Genomic DNA, 18,113 nt, shown 5'->3' on the forward strand with positions numbered 1-18,113 from the left:
CATAACTAAACACATACAGTCTATTGATTTACAGGCATTTGGAAAACAAATCTTCCTCCAAGCGCGGCAGCGTAGCGGCTTAAAGTATCCAGATTTGGTACACTCTTACCATTTTCCATACGACTAATGTTTTGCTTCTGAGTGCCAATCTTCTGAGCAACATCTTGTTGAGTAAGATGTAACGCTTTACGTGCATCTTTAAGCTGTTTCATCAACGCCTTACGGATCTGGATATCGTTATATGCTTCCAGAGTCGCGGCGTCTTCCAAAAGAAGCGTTTTAGCTTCAGAAAACGGGATAATATCATAATCATTATCAGACATTTTTAAGACTCCGTTTAACTTCTTGCATTCGTTGGTTTGCTAGATCGAGCGATTTCTTCGGCGTTTTTTGGGTTTTCTTTTGCAGTATATGAACAACATAAAACTGTTGTCCAACTGCAAAAAAGAAAAATCCCCTCGCAATACCCTCAGAAGCACTCACTCTTAACTCTTTAAGCCCGTTTCCAATGTCTCTAACTTTAGGCTCTTTTAAATCTGTTCCAGCAGCTTCTAATTCTTCTATGGCTTCAATCATTGAAACTTTGAGACCAACAGGTAGCTTAGAAAGCTCCTTGAACGCCGCTCTTATAATGTTTGCTGAAAACATAAAATTAATCCATTTAATTTACTATCTTAACATGCACACCAAAAGTAATCAAAATAGATTACTTTTATGAGCAAAGCAAGCCATCTATTTATAGGCAACGAGCACAGATATGTGCTCCCAATAAAATCACTCAAAAAATTATGCGCACCAACAGCACCAACGCCCGCTATAGCATCAATTCACCGACAAGAGCGGCAGCTTTTTACTATGCAACGAAAAAATTAATTGAATCACCGCATCCACGCGGGAGAAGCTTTACTATTTTAAGAACTCATCAAACTCACAGCGCTTCTCTACTAACAAATTCAGTCAGCAATCCAACAAACTCATCTGGATGAGAAATAAAAGGCGCATGAGCGGCATGACGCATCATGGCTGAAACTGAACTCGGCCATTTTTCATCAAGAATGTTGAGGATTTTTTTTGGCACCAACCCATCCAGATAACCGTAAATCCGCAGGAACGGTATGGTAAGCTCAGCCAAAGGCTGCCTTAAATCTTCGGTACGCAAAATTTCCAAGCCAACATGCAGCACTTCAACAGAAGGCATCGGCTGCGCCAGCACAACAGATTTCAGTAATCGCGCATCTTGACGGGCGCTGTCAGTACCTAATGTCTGTAAAGCAAGAAAACGCTCAACTGTGCGCTGGAAATCTTCACTAAGCTGATGTTCGAAAGCGCTCAAGACTTCCGGTTTAATCCCCGGCCAGTCACTTTCTGTGCTGAAATGCGGTGAAGAAGCCACGGTAATTAATCCGACAACCTTATCCTGATGGTCAAGGGCAATCCGGCTGGCAACCAGACCGCCCAACGACCAACCTAGCCATAGCGCATTTTCAGGCGCATATCGCCAAACTTCATCCGCCATGTCAGCAAGATTCATCGGGCCATATTTCTGGCTACGGCCATAACCCGGTAAATCCACCAGATGTAAACGAAAATGCGAAGCGCATCGCATTTCAATGGAACGCCAAACTTCTGCATTCAGCCCCCATCCGTGCAGCAACACAAGATCACGCGAATCTCCCGCAGAAGTCTGCCAAAACAGATCAGCCATTGTTATTCTCAACTTTATTTGCCATCAAGGAAGAAGCCTATGCTAACAATGGTTGGGTACTGTTGGCTATGCCATCAGCCTCTTTGGTTTCCACATCATGGAGTATGCAGCTTTTGCCACAAGCGGCTGAAACGTTTGACAAACATGTGTCCATGTTGCGCTCTGCCCTCAGAACTCCCTTCACTGCCTTGTGGACGCTGCCTCAAAAAACCTCCTCTATGGGAGAATATGATAGCGATTACCGATTATTGCCCACCCTTGAGTGGCCTGATTCGTCGCTATAAATATCACAGCACCCCACAACTTGCGTCAGTTCTGGCACGCCTGTTTCTGCTACATTGGCAACAAGGCTATCGTGATGGACGATGGTATAAACCCAACATTCTGCTCAGTGTGCCACTGCATCGACGCCGGCGCTGGAAAAGGGGATTTGATCAAAGTGTATTAATGGCAAAACAGCTATCAGAATGGCTACAATGCGATTACCAGCAAAGCTTTCTACAGCGGACGCATGCTACACTACCACAAAGAAATTTATCGGCAGCACGGCGTAAAATTAATCTCAGGAAAGCATTTCAGCTTTGTGGCCCCGTTGCGGGACAACATGTCGCCATACTTGATGATGTGATCACCACCGGCGCGACCATGACTGAAATTTCCCGTTTGTTAATTCGTGCTGGCGCCCGTTCAGTACAGGTCTGGGCGATTTGTCGAACCTTGTAGTCAATACGAGAATGGGCGTATTATAACCAACTATAGCAGTCAACTATTGAGCAAATGATATGATTAATATTACTGAAGCAGCACAAGCTCATTTTGCCAAATTACTGGCAAACCAAGAACCGGGTACACAAATTCGTGTATTTGTCATCAATCCAGGCACACCTACCGCTGAGTGCGGCGTATCTTACTGCCCGCCTGATGCTGTTGAAGCAACAGATACTGAATTGAAATTTGATCAACTGTCAGCTTACGTTGACGAACTGAGCGCCCCTTTCCTTGAAGAAGCAGAAATTGATTTTGTCACCGATCAGTTAGGCTCTCAGCTAACATTAAAAGCCCCTAACGCCAAAATGCGTAAAGTTTCTGATGATTCCCCACTTGTCGAACGTGTGGAATACGTTTTGCAGTCACAAATTAATCCACAGTTAGCCGGTCACGGTGGCCGCGTTAGCCTGATGGAAATCACGGATGATGGTTTTGCTATCCTTCAATTCGGCGGCGGCTGCAATGGCTGTTCAATGGTTGATGTCACTTTGAAAGAAGGGATTGAAAAAGAGTTGCTGAACATGTTCCCAGAACTAAAAGGCGTAAAAGATTTGACTGAACATCAACGCGGTGAACACTCTTATTATTGATAACGTATTATTGATAACGTATTACTGATAACAAATTTTCCCGCTCGGATAATCGTCGGGAAAACATGATTACAATAATAACCTAATTGGATAATCTCTATACCCTATGGATTTCAAGATGCATCGCGACGGCAAGGGAGCGAATCCCCAGGAGCATAGATAACTATGTGACTGGGGTAAGTGAGTGCAGCCAACAAAGAGGCAACTTGAAAGATAACGGGTATAAGTTCTAAAGAGCAAGTCAAAATATATATGGAACATTTTCAAACCATCAGCCCTGAACAGGCTTATCAACACTGGCAGGATCAATCCGCCATTATGGTGGATATCCGCGATCCACAGAGTTTCCGGGCGGGTCATGCATGTAACGCTTTTCATTTAACCAACGACACATTGAATGCATTTATGTTACAGGCCAATTTCGAGCAGCCAGTTATGGTCATGTGTTATCACGGTCATAGCAGCCAGAGTGCCGCTCAGTATTTATTGAACATGGGTTTTGAAGCTGTCTACAGCATTAATGGCGGTTTTGAAGCTTGGCGCAGAGACTATCCTCACGCTGTTGACTCCTTACCTAATCCGGCATAACAACACCTCATGATCCGTGTAATTTCTATTTCAAATCCGCGTCTGGCGCAAGCCTTTATCGATTATATGGCAACCCGTCAGGTACACCTGACTATGCGTCCCGGCCACGATGGGCAACACGTCGAGCTGTGGCTGGAAGATGACACTAAGCTCACTATGGTTCAGCAGGAGCTGGAGCAATTTACTCGTGATCCGTTAAATGAACGTTATCAAGCGGCCAGTTGGCAATCCGGCGATGTGAATCACCCATTGAAGTACCACAATAATCTAAATTGGCAATATTTAAGTCGTCAGGCAGGTCCGTTAACCATCACGGTTTTGTTCCTAAATATTGTTGTTTATCTCTGGATGCAATTCGCCGGTGATGATCAGGTGATGTCCTGGCTGGCATGGCCTGACGATAGCCAACATATGGAACTATGGCGTTGGGTCACTCACGGCTTACTGCACTTCTCACTACTGCATATCATCTTTAATCTCATGTGGTGGTGGTATCTTGGCGGACAAACAGAAAAGCACCTCGGTACAGGAAAACTGTTTGTCATTATGATTGTTTCCGCTGTTTTCAGCGGCTGGGGACAATCATTATTCAGTGGTTCTCATTTTGGCGGCCTTTCTGGTGTTGTTTACGCTTTAATTGGTTATGTCTGGCTAACCGGTGAACGTGCGCCCGAACGTGGTATCGGTGTTCCCCGTGGTTTGATGACTTTTTCGCTCTTCTGGCTAATTGTTGGATACTTCGATGCATTTGGGCTATCGATTGCCAACGCCGCCCATTTCTCCGGTTTAATTATCGGTTTACTGATGGCGTTATGGGATAACCGTCATACATTCAAAAATAATAACCGACATTTTTAGAAACTTAGAGGACTATCGTGAAGCAAACTCAACGGCATGATGCAATAGTTGAGCTGGTGCGCCTTCAGGGCTACGTCAGCACTGAAGAGTTGGTTGAACACTTTAATGTCAGCCCCCAGACTATCCGCCGTGATTTGAACGATTTGGCAGATAAAAACAAAATACAGCGGCATCACGGCGGTGCCGCGTTGCCATCAAGTTCAGTTAATACTGCTTATCACGATCGCAAAATCATGTGGTCAGAAGAGAAAGCACGTATTGCACAACGCGTTGCTAGCCATATCCCGGATGGCGCAACGCTGTTTATTGATATTGGCACGACACCAGAAGCTGTTGCTCACGCATTGTTAAATCATAAAGCTCTGCGGATTGTCACTAACAACCTCAACGTCGCTACCCTGTTGATGACAAAAGAAGACTTTCGTTTAATTCTGGCGGGTGGGGAGATTCGTTCCCGTGATGGCGGGATTATCGGTGAAGCCACACTGGATTTTATCTCCCAGTTTCGGCTCGATTACGGCATTCTCGGCATCAGTGGCATTGACATGGATGGCTCATTACTGGAATTTGATTACCATGAAGTACGCATAAAGCGCGCAATTATCGAAAACTCCCGTTGTGTTATGTTAGTCACTGATCATTCTAAATTTGGCCGCAATGCTATGGTTAATCTGGGTAACATGAACCTCATTGATCATCTATTTACTGACCAACTTCCCCCTCCAAGCATCCAGAAAGTGATTGAGCAACATAACGTGCAGCTCGAACTCTGCTAAGAATTTTTTCTATATTCAGGGGATAGCACTATCCCCTATCTCCTTGCCGTTCCACAATTACACCATCTTTTAGCTTCTTCATTAATACCATACAAATCATATGGATAAGGTAATATTTGTTATCTATATCACGTGAACATGTTTTTTCTTAGCAAATAGTTGGCTATTGATCGATTTCTGATTACAATCTTGAGCGAAAACGAGCATTAAAGAACTATTACGAACATTTTAGGGGGATGCATGGAGACTAAAGACTTGATTGTGATCGGCGGCGGAATCAACGGCGCCGGGATTGCAGCCGATGCTGCTGGCCGGGGGCTTTCTGTTCTGTTACTGGAAGCACAAGACTTAGCCAAAGCCACATCATCCGCCAGTTCAAAACTGATCCACGGTGGCTTACGTTATCTGGAACATTATGAATTCCGTTTGGTCGGCGAAGCGCTGGCAGAACGTGAAGTTTTACTGAACCTTGCACCACACATCGCTTTTCCGATGCGTTTCCGCCTGCCGCACCAGCCACATTTGCGTCCAGCATGGATGATCCGTATTGGCCTGTTCCTCTATGACAATTTGGGCAAACGTGTCAGCCTACCTGGCAGTAAAGGGCTAAAATTCGGTGCCAATTCTGTTCTGAAACCAGAATTGGTCCGTGGCTTTGAATATTCTGACTGCTGGGTTGATGATGCTCGTTTAGTTGTCCTTAACGCTCAAGAAGTCAAAAAACGTGGCGGGGAAGTCCGTACCCGAACAAAAGTGACCCGTGCATGGCGCGAACAAGAGGGTTGGATGGTTGAAGCCGAAGATCTGCGTACAGGTAAGACCTATACTTGGCGTGCAAAAGGTCTGGTTAATGCTACCGGCCCCTGGGTTAAAGAATTTTTTGACGATGGCCTGAAATTGAAATCACCTTATGGTATTCGCCTGATCAAAGGCAGCCATATTGTGGTGCCAAGAGTGCATGATGAGCCGCAAGCTTATATTCTGCAAAACGAAGATCACCGTATCGTATTTGTTATTCCTTGGATGGATGAATTTTCCATTATCGGAACCACCGATGTGGAATATCAAGGTGATCCAAAAGAAGCGAAGATTGACGATCAGGAAATTAATTATCTGCTGAGAGTTTACAACGACCACTTCAAGAAACAACTTAGCCGTGACGATATCGTCTGGACCTATTCTGGCGTACGTCCACTGTGCGATGATGAATCCGATTCACCTCAGGCAATTACGCGCGACTATACCCTTGACATTCATGATGAACAGGGCAAAGCACCATTACTGTCTGTGTTTGGCGGTAAATTAACTACTTACCGTAAGCTGGCAGAACACGCAACCGAAAAGCTCATGCAATATTATCCCAATGCCGGAAAAGCCTGGACCAAAAATGGTCAGTTACCGGGTGGTAACTTGGAAGGCTGCGATCGTGATGGTTATGCCCGTTTATTGCGTAAACGTTACAACTGGTTACCGGAAGGTGTTGCTGTACGTTATGCGCGTACTTACGGCAGCAACAGCGAACTGATTCTGCAAGGTGCCAGTAATCTGACCGACCTAGGTGAATCCTTCGGTCACGGTTTGTATGAAGCAGAGCTTCGTTATCTGGTCGATAATGAGTGGGTTGTTGAACTGGATGACGCAATCTGGCGCCGTACCAAACTGGGTATGTGGCTGAAAGAAGAGCAGAAGCAACGCATTGCAGCATGGTTAGCGGAAAATGCTAAACCACATACTGAGATTTGATTTTTCTTCACAGAAAATCATTGATCTTCCAGTTTAGGAAACACGACTACCGCGAGAATATTAAAACTTTTCTCGCGGTTTTTATTGCGTAGAATTTATATCCAATTTCTCCCTCCAACGTTATATCAATCTTTCCAATTCCTGATTGACACATAAATTAGCCAAATATTATATATATTCAGTGTAAAATACTGCCTCATGTTCCCTGTTGGAGCAATTAACCACGAACATTTTAAGATTCTTATATAAACAATACTTTTGATTCTTTTATACCATGAAGAAGTCTATAAAAATATTAATCTATTTTTGAGCTAGACAGTTCGTAAGGAAGAATAACACCAGCATTATCTTTAAAATCTTTAGGGTTTCTAGTAATCAATAACCGCCCATTTCGCTGAGCTGTTGCCCAGATTATTGCATCAGGCAGCTTTATCTTTTTCTCATGTCGGATAACTACTGCACATTCTGCTACGTCACTCGTGACACTGAGAATCTCAAAGCTATCTAAAAAGATTCTTGTTGCGTTTTCTTTATCCTTGTCCAGCTTCTTAGCTCCTACCATAACCTCCATCCATGTTATACAACTAATAGCTGGACTATTTCCATATTTTCTCAATGTCTCCGCGGCTTGTTCATATCCATTTAAATAGTCAATCAATATATTAGTATCAAATAACGACTTCATAGCAATCATTGCCATTCCTTGCGTAAATTATTTTGATATTCCAACCCATCCAATTTTTTATCCCCCCACAAACCAAAAGCACTGTTATTCTGTTCTGAAATATTAGCATCAAGGTAAGCATCTATTGCTTTCCGGATCTGTGCAGCACGTGACTTATCGGGAGAACGCTCCTTTAAAATCTCGAGCTTTCTAATTGTTTCTTCTGGCAGATCTATATTAATTCTTACCATAGCAACCATATTTATTTCCCCTTATCAGATATCAGGTATATGTATCATATACCTCATTAGTTCGATTGTCTATTTTTTGATCCAAAAAATTATTGTGATAACTAATCAACAGATTTTACTCTGAAAATATCTATTGATCATGTAAACAAAACATTTAAAACATGTGACTTTTCCATTTGCAACAATACCTAAAATAACCTATAAATAAAGCTGTTACATACATATCGGTACTGTTTAACCCTATCTTTGATTAGATAAAAATTCAAATAAAAACAAATTGTTAAGTTATTGTTAGGGAATGAACTTAACAAACAATCTGGTAGCAATAGATGCCCCAAAATTATAACTAGCGAGATGTTACATGACTACTGATATAAATATTGATCAACTATTAAAAGCAGAAGCTTCATTTATGCTAGGGACCCTGACATTAGAATCCAACATTATCGGGCTTATGAGATACGAAGATGGCACCCTTTTGATAACCCAAGATAGTCCATTCTACCCGAAGAACTATAAGTGGCCAGACCAACTACATGATAATGGAATAATTTCAATAGGCGATAAAGAACTTGCTGTGACAAAAGTTTACACTGCGGGCCTTATTGATGGTCATTTATATATAGACCAGGAAATAACGAAACAAGCAACGTCACCAGAAAAAATTATGCCAGCACACTACTTACCTGATTTACACGGAATTTCAGAAAGAGACCTCATAGGGAAAACGGTAACTCTATCTGTGAACGATGAAACAAGGTATAAGGTAAGTGCTGCACACTCTATGGCCCACTTTATGTCCCTTGCTTTAAATAAAGCAACACATCATATATGGTCCAAAGTATACGATACCGATGATTTGGGAAACTATAATTTAGATAAAGCCGCCATTTACCAATCTTCTATTACAGAGCTTCGATCCGTTGATATTTATCGATTTGGTAAATCACTCAGAAAGAAAGGATTTGATAAAAATATATTAATTGAAAATCTGGATAAAATTAATAGAGAAGTTAATAACACACTCAATAATTGGTTATCTCAGGGTGCGGAAATAACCATTGAATATAAATCAAAAGAGATTAATGACACTAGATTATGGAAATCGACTATTGACTCTAAGGTAGTCACTATCCCATGCGGAGGCACACATATAAATAATATTAATGAAGTCAAAGACGTAAATGTTGAAATAAAAATCGGTGAATCTGCTGATTTTATTCAAGTAACGACTTATTGCAGAGTATAAAGTCATGAATCTCGACCTACTTTATTTCTATCTTCTGCTGGTTGTTTTATCCTATATACCCAATGGATTTCAAGATGCATCGCGACGGCAAGGGAGCGAATCCCCGGGAGCATAGATAACTATGTAACCGGGGTGAGTAAGTGCAGCCAACAAAGAGGCAACTTGAAAGATAACGGGTATAAATAAATTAAATACTTCTCTATTGTTCTACCATAAGAAATATCAATCCTTCTGTAATACATCTTTGACAGTATATCCTTGATTGGGATGATTCGGTGTCTGTGGAAATGCCATCATTAGATTCTGCTTATTAAGCAGTGGTTTTATATGGCGCTGTCTGAGATTCTTTGCAGAACGATTAAGTAGTATGCCTAACACATCAATACGGATATAGTGAGATTGACAAAGTTTCATAATAATCGATTGCATTTGTTCTAGATCTAATCGACGATTTTCATAAGCTGGTTTAGCAATTTCTCGCAATTTTTCTCTTAAATCGGATGTTATGTACTTTAAGTCATCAATAAATGGCAGGCTAAACGATGAAGGAGCAAGACGCCCTAACTCATCTCGGTGGATTTGAATACCTGAATATGAATGAGGCAAGCTAGATTCCTTATGGGGTAAGTCCAATTTATTATTAATATTATTTATTGTTCCAGCAGAGAAAAGTTCTTCAGGGCTTGGTAACGACATACCCGGCAATGTATAAGACTTATTACGCTTCTCACCTGATGAGACTAAAAATCCTTTATTCTCAAGGCGAGGAAAGGCCAAAGTGACTTCTCGGGAGTGTAGCGTTGTTAACTCACAGGCCCGCTGATGATTAGGCTGTGTCCCGCAATAGGCTGAGATAGAATAATCTATCTGGCTCTGACTTTCGGAAAAAACATGTTATGGCTCATTACGACCTTCCTGATGAAGCATGGGAGTGATTGCTCCCCTTATAACCGGTTAAAAAGTCAGGGAATAAAAGTGATAATTCTCTATAAATCAAATGAAAAAGCGTGGTCAGATGGACAGGTTAAATTCGACCATGAAACGTATCGAAGAAGAAATGTTGTAGAAAGATGTATTGGTCGACTCAAAGAGCATCGTCGCATCGCCACCCGTTATGAAAAGACAGCACGCTATGGTGAAATTAGGTTGTATCTGCTTATTTCTTAAGGCCATAATTTAGTTGAGGGACATAACCTAGAAATCGGATTTATGCCTCAGAAAAATCAACAGAGTGATCCAGCGCAAGCAACAGACCATCTTTCTGAAAAATTGAGGCTGTAATTTAAATAGTTACTTAACGGCGTGTACTATTCCGTTGTTTCTGAACCCTATTATTGCTTAAAATTAGTAAAGAATTTCAAGTTGAATAGGATCACTTATTATTTTAATAATCCCAGTGTCAGATTTTTCAAATTCAATTTGATATTTTTCATTGTCAATGCCTGTGATAATATTATCTAGATAAGAATATGCAAACCTTATTGATTTGTTCTTAGCCCATTCAGGTAATAAGTGTACATAGTAGTTAAAAACTATAAATCCTCTTTTTTTATTTATGTAATTTATATTTAGAATGTCTTTTAACATCATTCTACCGTAACAAAAATCACCATTTTTATTAAATTCTTTTTTCCCTAAATTGGTTAAATTCCATAATTTATTTTTTCCTCTTTTAAAATCCAACCTTACTAATCCAGCATCAACAAGAGATTCCATGTTCGCATTAGCCCATATAGAATCTTCATTAATTGATACTGGCCATTCAATCTCACCTAGGCATAATAATATTTTATCGTCAATTTTTTTTTGTATTTTTTTTCTAAAAGATTCATTTTCTCCTGAATGACAAAAAAAAGATAAAAAAACAAAAAAAAAAAAAAATAAAAAAAATTTCATAAACTACACTCCATATTATATTCTGTCATGGCATCACTAACATTTTTATATTTTTTCTTTGTAAGATAGGATTTAGTATAATCCCAATAATAATTTGAAATACCAGGCACTTCATTGTTATATTTTATATCATATTTAATAAATTCTACTGGGTATTCTCCAAATATGTCATCATCATTATTTTTTTTGCGAAAAAAAATAATATAATAAACTCCATTTTTTACCCCTAGCTCGTAATCTTGTATTTTTATTTCAGAAGCAGATAATTTAAAATCAAACCAAGTAAAACCAGTATCATTTGGGAGTGGAACTATATTAAATTTCCCATTTTTATTTTTTATAAAAACAGTTAATGTGTTACTTGGATGAGATGTATTGTTTTCAAATTTGGCATAAAAAATTACATCTTTTTTTCCATCACCATTCAAATCTATAAGATTGATTCCATCCTTTAGATTTACCTTATTTCCGCAATGAGAAAATGCCTCAAACGAGAAAAGTAAAATAAAAATAAGGTAAAATTTATTTTTCATTTAAATAGCTCCTAACTAATCTAAATCCAACATCTGGCATAATATATCCTGAACTATGGTTATCACAACTGGATAAGCTGTTTGCATGGGAAAGATAACTTCCACCACAAAAATAGTACAACTTAACTGTACCAAGTTCATAACTATCATAGACCCATTCAGAAACATTTCCACTCATATCGTATAAATCTAAGTCGTTTGGAGATAATTTACCTACAACCTGTGTTCCAAAATTACTTGTATTAAACTCTGGATACCATGCCACCTTCTTAGAATCATTGCTTCCAGAGTGATAGTATCCATATCTTCCTAATCGTAAGGCAGGTTCTCCGCCCCTTGCTGCAACATGCCATTCATTTAAGGTAGGTAAACGATAGCCATTAGCGTTTGTATTTATAAAGATCTCTAAGTTTTTGTCTTTTTTTCTAATAATTTTATTTCCTTTTTGAAAATATACTGGAGTGAGTTTTAATTTCTCACTTAATGCATTTGAAAAAAGAATGGTATCTAACCATTTAATACTAGTCACAGGATGCCTGCCTTCATCCTGCTCAGGAGGAAGACAATCTTCATAATGTGACCCATTACATCCATCATCAAAATCATAACCATTTAATATAGCCCATTCATATACCTCTTTATATTCTGAATAAGTAACTTCATTCTTCATGATATAAAAAGAATTTAATGTAACATTAGAATGAGATTCATAATTTTGAGCGCCAAACACACTACCAACGTAAAAATCACCGCCTTCAACAAAGCTGAGTTTCATGTTATCAAATGAATATGCTTTTGATGACATTATTATAAATAAAAACAAATAAATATATTTCATTTTTTTCCTATATTTCAATGTTGCTTTTCGGGTATGAGCAGCAAGTCAGTATATATCCAGAAGATATTTTATCTCTAGATATTCCACCAGAATGATCTAAATTAACTTCACCAGAAATAAGCTTTACTTGACATTTGCCACAATATCCAGAAGCGCAATGATATTTTAATTTAACTCCATTCTTATAAGCACATTTCAAAATCGTTTCATTCGATGATATATCAAAAGAATCATTTCCAATTTTTAATTTAAAGACATCCATTTTTATCTCCCGTATTTTTTAATCTTAAAATAATCTCTTTCATTATCTTTCTGTTTTCTGTAACAAAGGTATCTGAAGCCACTGCATTTTCATTTATCCTTCTTAATAAATATGGCAATGATTTATCAATTGGCCCATATGGCAAATATTTACACGTCCTAATACCATTGTAAGCTAATTTTGATGAAATATGATCTCCAATCCCGTACAATTGTCCAATCCAAAATGATTTATTTTTTAATTCATTCTTATTTAATATGATTGATATACTATTTTCATTATGAGTTGCAAAAAAAGGATAAAAATACTCAATTCTTTTTGATATGTATTCAACTAAATAATTATAATTTAAATCAGTCTCTTCTTTATTTAAAAAAAATGTTCCAATTGATTTTTCTTTATTTTTAATCTCTTCTTCTAAATAAGCTCCTCTAACAATCTTAATACCAACTTTAATGTTATTATCAATAGCAATTTTATGTAGTAACATCAGAAGATCAATGGATTCTTTTTTGTAGGATTGTATTGTTAATGTTATAATAGGTAATATTTTATTGTGTTTAATAATGCTATCTATGACAATCTTGTCTACTGCTGCCTGAATCCAAGATTGCTCTGCATCAATCATAACTTTAACTGATTTAATTTCTGCATAATGAAATATTTTTTCATAACGTTCTAATATCCTACTCCAAGAATTAATTTTTTCTCCAAAAAAATTCCAACCTCTCATTTTTTCTTCATAAAGATGAATATCTCCTAGTGATGAAGGCTTAATGGCAACATATGGTATATTGGACTCTTTGCTAGCGAGATCAATTAATTTTAATGTTGACTCTAGCGCATTATCAAAGAAAATTTCGTCGTTTTTCCCTTCAATTGCATAATCTAATATGCTATGAATATTATTTTTTGATAGAAAAATCACATTAGCCTTTGCTTCATCTATACTTTCACCACCAAAATAAACCCCATTTAAAAACCTAATAAAAAACTTATTTTTTTTATTTAAAATAAATCTCATCATCCATAAAGAAATTTTTTTTGTGATTTTATTTGTTAACAATAAAGTTACAAAAAACTTAAGAAAAAGGGTTGATATACTATATCTAGAATACAGTGATGTTTCGTCTTTAAAAACCTTATTATTGTTTGATTTTTTATTAGCCATTATTTGTAATTTCTATAGTTATAACAACTCATATGTCACTTTATTTTTACCTCCCCTTCTATGAAGGGGGAGGAATTTAAATATCAGCAGTTTGCCCACGGTAAAGACGACGAACGATATTATCGTCATCAAATTCTTCCCTTTCATGAATAACTCTTCTGTTATCCATTATAATTAAATCACCTCTTTCCCAATAATGCTTATAATAATAGCGGGGATTTTTCATAAATTCAGTAAGCTCAGCAAAAAATCTCTTTGTTTCTTCATCTGTGAACCCAATAATTCTTGGCTCCCAGCTGGCTGGTTGTCCCTCATCGAATGGAAAATATATTAGCATTTTTCTCACCCATCCAAGGTCAGTAAATACAGGAACTTGAAACCATCCAGCAGGAGATACATCTACATAGTAGCCATATTCCAGAACCCTTACTTCAAAAATTTCATTTTCTAAAACATGTAATAAATGCTTAGGCATTTCTTTGCATGCAAGAACATGATCACAAACAGTAGTTGCTCCTCGAAACTTCATGTTTTTTATTTCTGCGGCATATAAAAAAACCTGATCTACTTGCGATAACAATAACCCACCATCAGCATGAAATGGGAGTTGTCCACGTCCAGTGACAACTTTTCCTTTTTCGCCCTCAAGTTTTAATGTATCACGATACCCAAAACCAACATCTATTTTTTCATCTGCATATTCAACTATTGTTCCATATTTGCTGTATATATCACGAAATTCATCAGCATTAAGGTTTATTTTATTGACTACAACAAAGCCTTGCCTCATTAGAAGATTTTTAATTTCTTCAGCAGAAACTTTCAAAAAATCATCTGCACTAATGTTAGCACCAAAACCTGACTTCATTATTGGCGACCATTGTAAATTTTTATTCATTTAATTATCCTTATTAATATTTCTCACCAAGTACTTTTTTAAAATGCTTTTGAGAATCTCTAGAGCCAAACGAATTTTTATGAACTAATTTTGATTCTTTTCTGCTATCTTCCAAGATATCAACGAATTTTTTGTTCATAAATTTTTTTGTGTTTAAGTATGCTGTTTTCGGATATGTTGCTAGTAAATTAGCGCGTTCTATTGCTGTTTCTAAAAGAATTTCTTTATCTATTACTTGATTTGCAATATTGTATTCAATACACATTTCTGATGAAATCTCTTCGCATTCAAATACAATTTTTTTCATTATATTATGTCCATGTGTAAAACTAAGTATAGCTGCACCTACAGAACAACCAATACCGTGTTTTAATTCAGGCATTATAAATTTAGCTTCACTTGATACAATTCTTTGGTCAAACATTAAAGAAAATTGAAATCCCATTCCTATAGCATAACCATCTACCGCAGCTACTGTTGGTTTGTTTACGTTTAAAACAGCACAATATAGATCAATCACTCTATCTATCCAACGTTCCACACTTTCTCCTGATAGATTTTTAACTTCACTGAAATCTCCCCCTGAAGAAAAAGAACGATTCTCCCCACCATAAACAACAATGGCTTTAACATTGTCATCTTGATCAGCTTTAATTAAAGATTTTTTAATTGAGTTTTCTAAACTTTCACTAAATGGATTATGCTTATTTTCATGGTTAAGAATAATTACCCTAATTGAGCTAAAATCTCTTTCTATTACCATATCTAATTCCTTCTTATGATTTCACACAACTTGGTTGAATTTGCTTCCTCAATTGACAATCTTCCTGTCAAAAATTCTTTATATATAGAATAACTAAACCTTGTTTTATCTTGATAGTTATTTACTTCAGTTCCTATCATTGTTGCAAAAGATTTATTAACAGATGATCCTTCATGAATACCTATTTTTTTTCTCCACACTATTTCTTTTGGGAGGATATTTATACTATTTGCATACTCTCGTAAAATATTTTTAACTTCGTTATCTCTTATTTTAAAGTATGGATCCAAATTATGACATAAAGATATAAGATTATTAGTCCAAAATGGATGATAAACATTCAACCCATAATTTCCTGCTCCATGAGTTGAAAATTCTCCTGTCCATTTAGTTCTATAAACTTGCTCAGACAATATTTTATTTGGTTCAATATAGGATTTTTCGGGGTCTAATATACCCCCAAATAATAGATCAGAACCATATCCTGTTATCAATGAATTAACTTTTCCTTTTGCTAATTCATAAACATTAAATAATCCTGATTGAATCTCAGAAGATAATCCGTCAAATATTTCATTATAATAAATAGCTTTTACTACACCTGATATAACTTCATCTTCACTAAGAATTTTAACTTCGTGCTCTGTACCAAGATAATCAGAAACAATTTTAGAAAATTCAAATTCATTGCTTAATTCTGTTCCTATAGACCATGTTTTTACTTTATCAAAATACTTTGATGCTAAAGCAGTAACTAAACTCGAATCTAACCCTCCTGATAGTGGAACACCTATAGTTTCATTATTTTTAGATAACCGGGAAATAGAGTTTCTCAAATCAGAATCAATTATTTCAAGAAGAACACTTTCTTTTATATCAAAAGAATTTTCCTCTACAGGAGATATTACATATTCAACTTCCAAATGAAGATATCTCTGTTCATCAAATGTTAATTTATTTATTGTACCAGGCTTTAATCTGGACACATTTCTTATTGGTGAAAAATTATCTGGTTTTAGTGAGTTCTTAATAACTTCGCTTTCAGGTTTGAAATCAAAAGCTTTATCTCCCTCTACCTTACCAACAATCTTCAAACTATTAGTAATCCAAATCAAATCTGTCTGTACTAAATTTACTAAATTTAATCCTCTAGACTCTGTTATTACTTCTATATTTCCCTTTTTATCCTCAATAAAAAGGCAATAATCTCCTTCTGCTATAGAAATAATGGAATTACCAAATTTATCTCTACTTAATAATAAAATTTCCACATCACTAAGCACACTAGATCTTCCTTCTATTTTTCCAAGAATGGATCTGATGGTAGATATGTTATATATATTACCAATTAAAAAAGCAGTATATCTTTCACTTTTAAATTTAGATACCTTTGTTGTACTACGGAAGAGTATGGTTCCAGTAGATAATTCATCAAATTGAAATTCATTTATTAATTTATTTAAATTTTTATCAAAACCATATTTAACAAAGCAAAACTCTGAGCTCAATTTTAAATTCCTTTTTATAACTTTATAAAAGTATTTTAAATAGTTATACTTCTAAAAATTAATCTGGTGTTAATAATAGTATCATATTAAATTAATTTATCAATGCATTTGATCATTAAAATTAAAATTATTTATATATCTAATTAACTATTTGTTTTTAAATATAGAAATCGCAATATTATTGTACCAGTGACAATCACGCATGGTTACATTCCCTCTGATATATTATGTATCTTTCATGGATCCAAGTAGGTACAAGTTCAGCTAAAATCATAGTTGTATGCATTCCAATCATTTTCATCTGATTAGGAATTTTATTCTGTACTGTGCATTATGATAGAGAAGCTAACCCCGTTTAATGAGTGCAAAATATACCGTCTAACTGTGCAGAATTGGTTACCGTGCTACAGATTCAAAGAAAAAATGGGTAAATTGCAATCGTATTTATCACGCGCGGTATCATCAGGTATGTGTCCTTAGCAAAAGAAGCCAACTAATAGTTATATAAATTAAATATAACAAAATTGTCTATTAAGAAATTAACAAATCCTTGCGCTCACTAATTATTGTAGATTAATTATGGATTTATCAAATATAACTACCGTTCAGTCAGGTCGACCAATTACATGTAATGTATGGTTGTTCTGGTTAAGGTAGTTCACCGAGAGCATACCCAACAACGTACTAGTACTACAGCCGTAGATACTAGAAAGTTGCATTTTCCTTGATGCTCACAACTCTGAGAAACCGCATGAATTAAGCTTTTCTATGGGTGTCTTTTCTGTTGAAAAAAGTAAGTACGGCTGTAGTACTAGGCTGTGTCCCGCAATAGGCTGAGATAGAATAATCTATCTGGCTCTGACTTTCGGAAACAACATGTTATGGCTCGTTACGACCTTTTTCTTAAAGCCATAATTTAATTGAGGGACATAACCTAATCCATCCTTCTACAGCCACTGTCGCTAAAATCATTCGATCAAGGTTTTCTAGTTGTTCAAATTTAACCCCAAACTTAAGTTTCAACCGCATTAAGATATTTTCAGGTATCAAGC

At 36.7% G+C, this 18,113-nt stretch carries 22 protein-coding genes and 1 pseudogene; 9 read left to right on the forward strand and 14 right to left on the reverse strand.

Annotated features, from left to right (window positions below):
- Positions 1-20: 20 nt before the first annotated feature.
- The 3 genes from AAC155_RS04705 to bioH form a co-directional block, all read right to left on the reverse strand.
- The gene (locus AAC155_RS04705; protein ID WP_112895584.1) at positions 21-323 is read right to left on the reverse strand and encodes a helix-turn-helix domain-containing protein; all 303 of its coding nucleotides are present in this window, start codon (positions 321-323) and stop codon (positions 21-23) included.
- Positions 316-648, reverse strand: coding sequence for a type II toxin-antitoxin system RelE/ParE family toxin (locus AAC155_RS04710; protein ID WP_112895583.1), 333 nt, complete (start codon positions 646-648; stop codon positions 316-318). Before AAC155_RS04710 ends, AAC155_RS04705 begins: the two co-directional genes overlap by 8 nt.
- Before the next feature lie 280 nt (positions 649-928).
- Positions 929-1,705, reverse strand: coding sequence for a pimeloyl-ACP methyl ester esterase BioH (bioH, locus tag AAC155_RS04715; RefSeq protein WP_113041222.1), 777 nt, complete (start codon positions 1,703-1,705; stop codon positions 929-931).
- 39 nt (positions 1,706-1,744) lie between these two features.
- On the opposite strand from bioH, the gene gntX reads away from it, so the two are divergent.
- The 7 genes from gntX to glpD all read left to right on the forward strand — a co-directional run bounded on the left by gntX (position 1,745) and on the right by glpD (position 7,028).
- The gene (gntX, locus tag AAC155_RS04720; protein WP_113041223.1) at positions 1,745-2,428 is read left to right on the forward strand and encodes a DNA utilization protein GntX; all 684 of its coding nucleotides are present in this window, start codon (positions 1,745-1,747) and stop codon (positions 2,426-2,428) included.
- A gap of 59 nt (positions 2,429-2,487) precedes the next feature.
- Positions 2,488-3,063 (forward strand): Fe-S biogenesis protein NfuA, encoded by a 576-nt coding sequence (nfuA, locus tag AAC155_RS04725; RefSeq protein ID WP_112878442.1) that lies wholly within the window; start codon positions 2,488-2,490, stop codon positions 3,061-3,063.
- Between the two features lie 86 nt (positions 3,064-3,149).
- The gene (locus AAC155_RS04730) at positions 3,150-3,296 is read left to right on the forward strand and encodes a hypothetical protein (protein WP_158536494.1); all 147 of its coding nucleotides are present in this window, start codon (positions 3,150-3,152) and stop codon (positions 3,294-3,296) included.
- Positions 3,297-3,315: 19 nt separating this feature from the next.
- On the forward strand, positions 3,316-3,651 hold the full coding sequence (gene glpE / locus AAC155_RS04735) for a thiosulfate sulfurtransferase GlpE (RefSeq protein ID WP_113041224.1): 336 nt from the start codon (positions 3,316-3,318) through the stop codon (positions 3,649-3,651).
- A gap of 9 nt (positions 3,652-3,660) precedes the next feature.
- On the forward strand, positions 3,661-4,509 hold the full coding sequence (glpG, locus tag AAC155_RS04740) for a rhomboid family intramembrane serine protease GlpG (protein WP_113041225.1): 849 nt from the start codon (positions 3,661-3,663) through the stop codon (positions 4,507-4,509).
- A 17-nt stretch (positions 4,510-4,526) separates the two neighbouring features.
- On the forward strand, positions 4,527-5,285 hold the full coding sequence (locus AAC155_RS04745; RefSeq protein ID WP_112895580.1) for a DeoR/GlpR family transcriptional regulator: 759 nt from the start codon (positions 4,527-4,529) through the stop codon (positions 5,283-5,285).
- A gap of 240 nt (positions 5,286-5,525) precedes the next feature.
- Positions 5,526-7,028 carry a glycerol-3-phosphate dehydrogenase gene (gene glpD, locus AAC155_RS04750; protein ID WP_113041226.1) on the forward strand — a complete coding sequence of 501 codons (1,503 nt, stop codon included), beginning with the start codon at positions 5,526-5,528 and terminating at the stop codon, positions 7,026-7,028.
- 295 nt (positions 7,029-7,323) lie between these two features.
- Here the strand turns inward: glpD and AAC155_RS04755 are convergent, their stop codons facing one another.
- Positions 7,324-7,722 (reverse strand): type II toxin-antitoxin system VapC family toxin, encoded by a 399-nt coding sequence (locus AAC155_RS04755; RefSeq protein ID WP_113025947.1) that lies wholly within the window; start codon positions 7,720-7,722, stop codon positions 7,324-7,326.
- Entirely contained in the window at positions 7,719-7,952 is a 234-nt protein-coding gene (locus AAC155_RS04760) for a ribbon-helix-helix protein, CopG family (protein WP_229000188.1), read from the reverse strand. The genes AAC155_RS04755 and AAC155_RS04760 overlap by 4 nt, the downstream gene beginning before the upstream one ends.
- A gap of 352 nt (positions 7,953-8,304) precedes the next feature.
- On the opposite strand from AAC155_RS04760, the gene AAC155_RS04765 reads away from it, so the two are divergent.
- Positions 8,305-9,192, forward strand: coding sequence for a hypothetical protein (locus tag AAC155_RS04765; protein WP_113041227.1), 888 nt, complete (start codon positions 8,305-8,307; stop codon positions 9,190-9,192).
- 222 nt (positions 9,193-9,414) lie between these two features.
- Here the strand turns inward: AAC155_RS04765 and AAC155_RS04770 are convergent, their stop codons facing one another.
- Positions 9,415-9,969, reverse strand: a complete 555-nt coding sequence (locus AAC155_RS04770; protein WP_011144592.1) for a hypothetical protein — start codon at positions 9,967-9,969, stop codon at positions 9,415-9,417.
- A 261-nt stretch (positions 9,970-10,230) separates the two neighbouring features.
- Here AAC155_RS04770 and AAC155_RS24390 point away from each other — a divergent pair.
- Positions 10,231-10,372 (forward strand): annotated as a pseudogene (locus AAC155_RS24390) (IS5 family transposase); the annotation flags it as partial.
- A gap of 164 nt (positions 10,373-10,536) precedes the next feature.
- Here AAC155_RS24390 and cpmH read toward each other — a convergent pair.
- The 8 genes from cpmH to cpmA form a co-directional block, all read right to left on the reverse strand.
- The gene (cpmH, locus tag AAC155_RS04780; protein WP_113041228.1) at positions 10,537-11,088 is read right to left on the reverse strand and encodes a carbapenem biosynthesis protein CpmH; all 552 of its coding nucleotides are present in this window, start codon (positions 11,086-11,088) and stop codon (positions 10,537-10,539) included.
- Positions 11,085-11,621, reverse strand: coding sequence for a carbapenem biosynthesis protein CpmG (gene cpmG / locus AAC155_RS04785; protein WP_011144590.1), 537 nt, complete (start codon positions 11,619-11,621; stop codon positions 11,085-11,087). The genes cpmH and cpmG overlap by 4 nt, the downstream gene beginning before the upstream one ends.
- Positions 11,611-12,459: a carbapenem biosynthesis protein CpmF gene (gene cpmF, locus AAC155_RS04790; protein WP_113041229.1), complete on the reverse strand. Its 849-nt coding sequence runs from the start codon at positions 12,457-12,459 to the stop codon at positions 11,611-11,613. Before cpmF ends, cpmG begins: the two co-directional genes overlap by 11 nt.
- Before the next feature lie 7 nt (positions 12,460-12,466).
- Positions 12,467-12,721: a carbapenem biosynthesis protein CpmE gene (gene cpmE / locus AAC155_RS04795; protein WP_011144588.1), complete on the reverse strand. Its 255-nt coding sequence runs from the start codon at positions 12,719-12,721 to the stop codon at positions 12,467-12,469.
- The gene (gene cpmD / locus AAC155_RS04800) at positions 12,708-13,892 is read right to left on the reverse strand and encodes a carbapenem biosynthesis protein CpmD (protein WP_011144587.1); all 1,185 of its coding nucleotides are present in this window, start codon (positions 13,890-13,892) and stop codon (positions 12,708-12,710) included. The genes cpmE and cpmD overlap by 14 nt, the downstream gene beginning before the upstream one ends.
- A gap of 76 nt (positions 13,893-13,968) precedes the next feature.
- Complete coding sequence (cpmC, locus tag AAC155_RS04805) at positions 13,969-14,790, reverse strand: (5R)-carbapenem-3-carboxylate synthase (RefSeq protein ID WP_011144586.1); 822 nt, start codon at positions 14,788-14,790, stop codon at positions 13,969-13,971.
- Between the two features lie 13 nt (positions 14,791-14,803).
- A complete protein-coding gene (gene cpmB / locus AAC155_RS04810) occupies positions 14,804-15,553 on the reverse strand; it encodes a carboxymethylproline synthase (protein ID WP_011144585.1) in 750 nt (249 codons plus the stop codon).
- A 2-nt stretch (positions 15,554-15,555) separates the two neighbouring features.
- Positions 15,556-17,061, reverse strand: a complete 1,506-nt coding sequence (cpmA, locus tag AAC155_RS04815) for a carbapenam-3-carboxylate synthase (RefSeq protein ID WP_011144584.1) — start codon at positions 17,059-17,061, stop codon at positions 15,556-15,558.
- Positions 17,062-18,113 lie beyond the last annotated feature (1,052 nt).

The organism is Photorhabdus sp. HUG-39 (assembly GCF_963878365.1).
GTDB classification, from domain to species: Bacteria; Pseudomonadota; Gammaproteobacteria; order Enterobacterales; family Enterobacteriaceae; genus Photorhabdus; species Photorhabdus kayaii.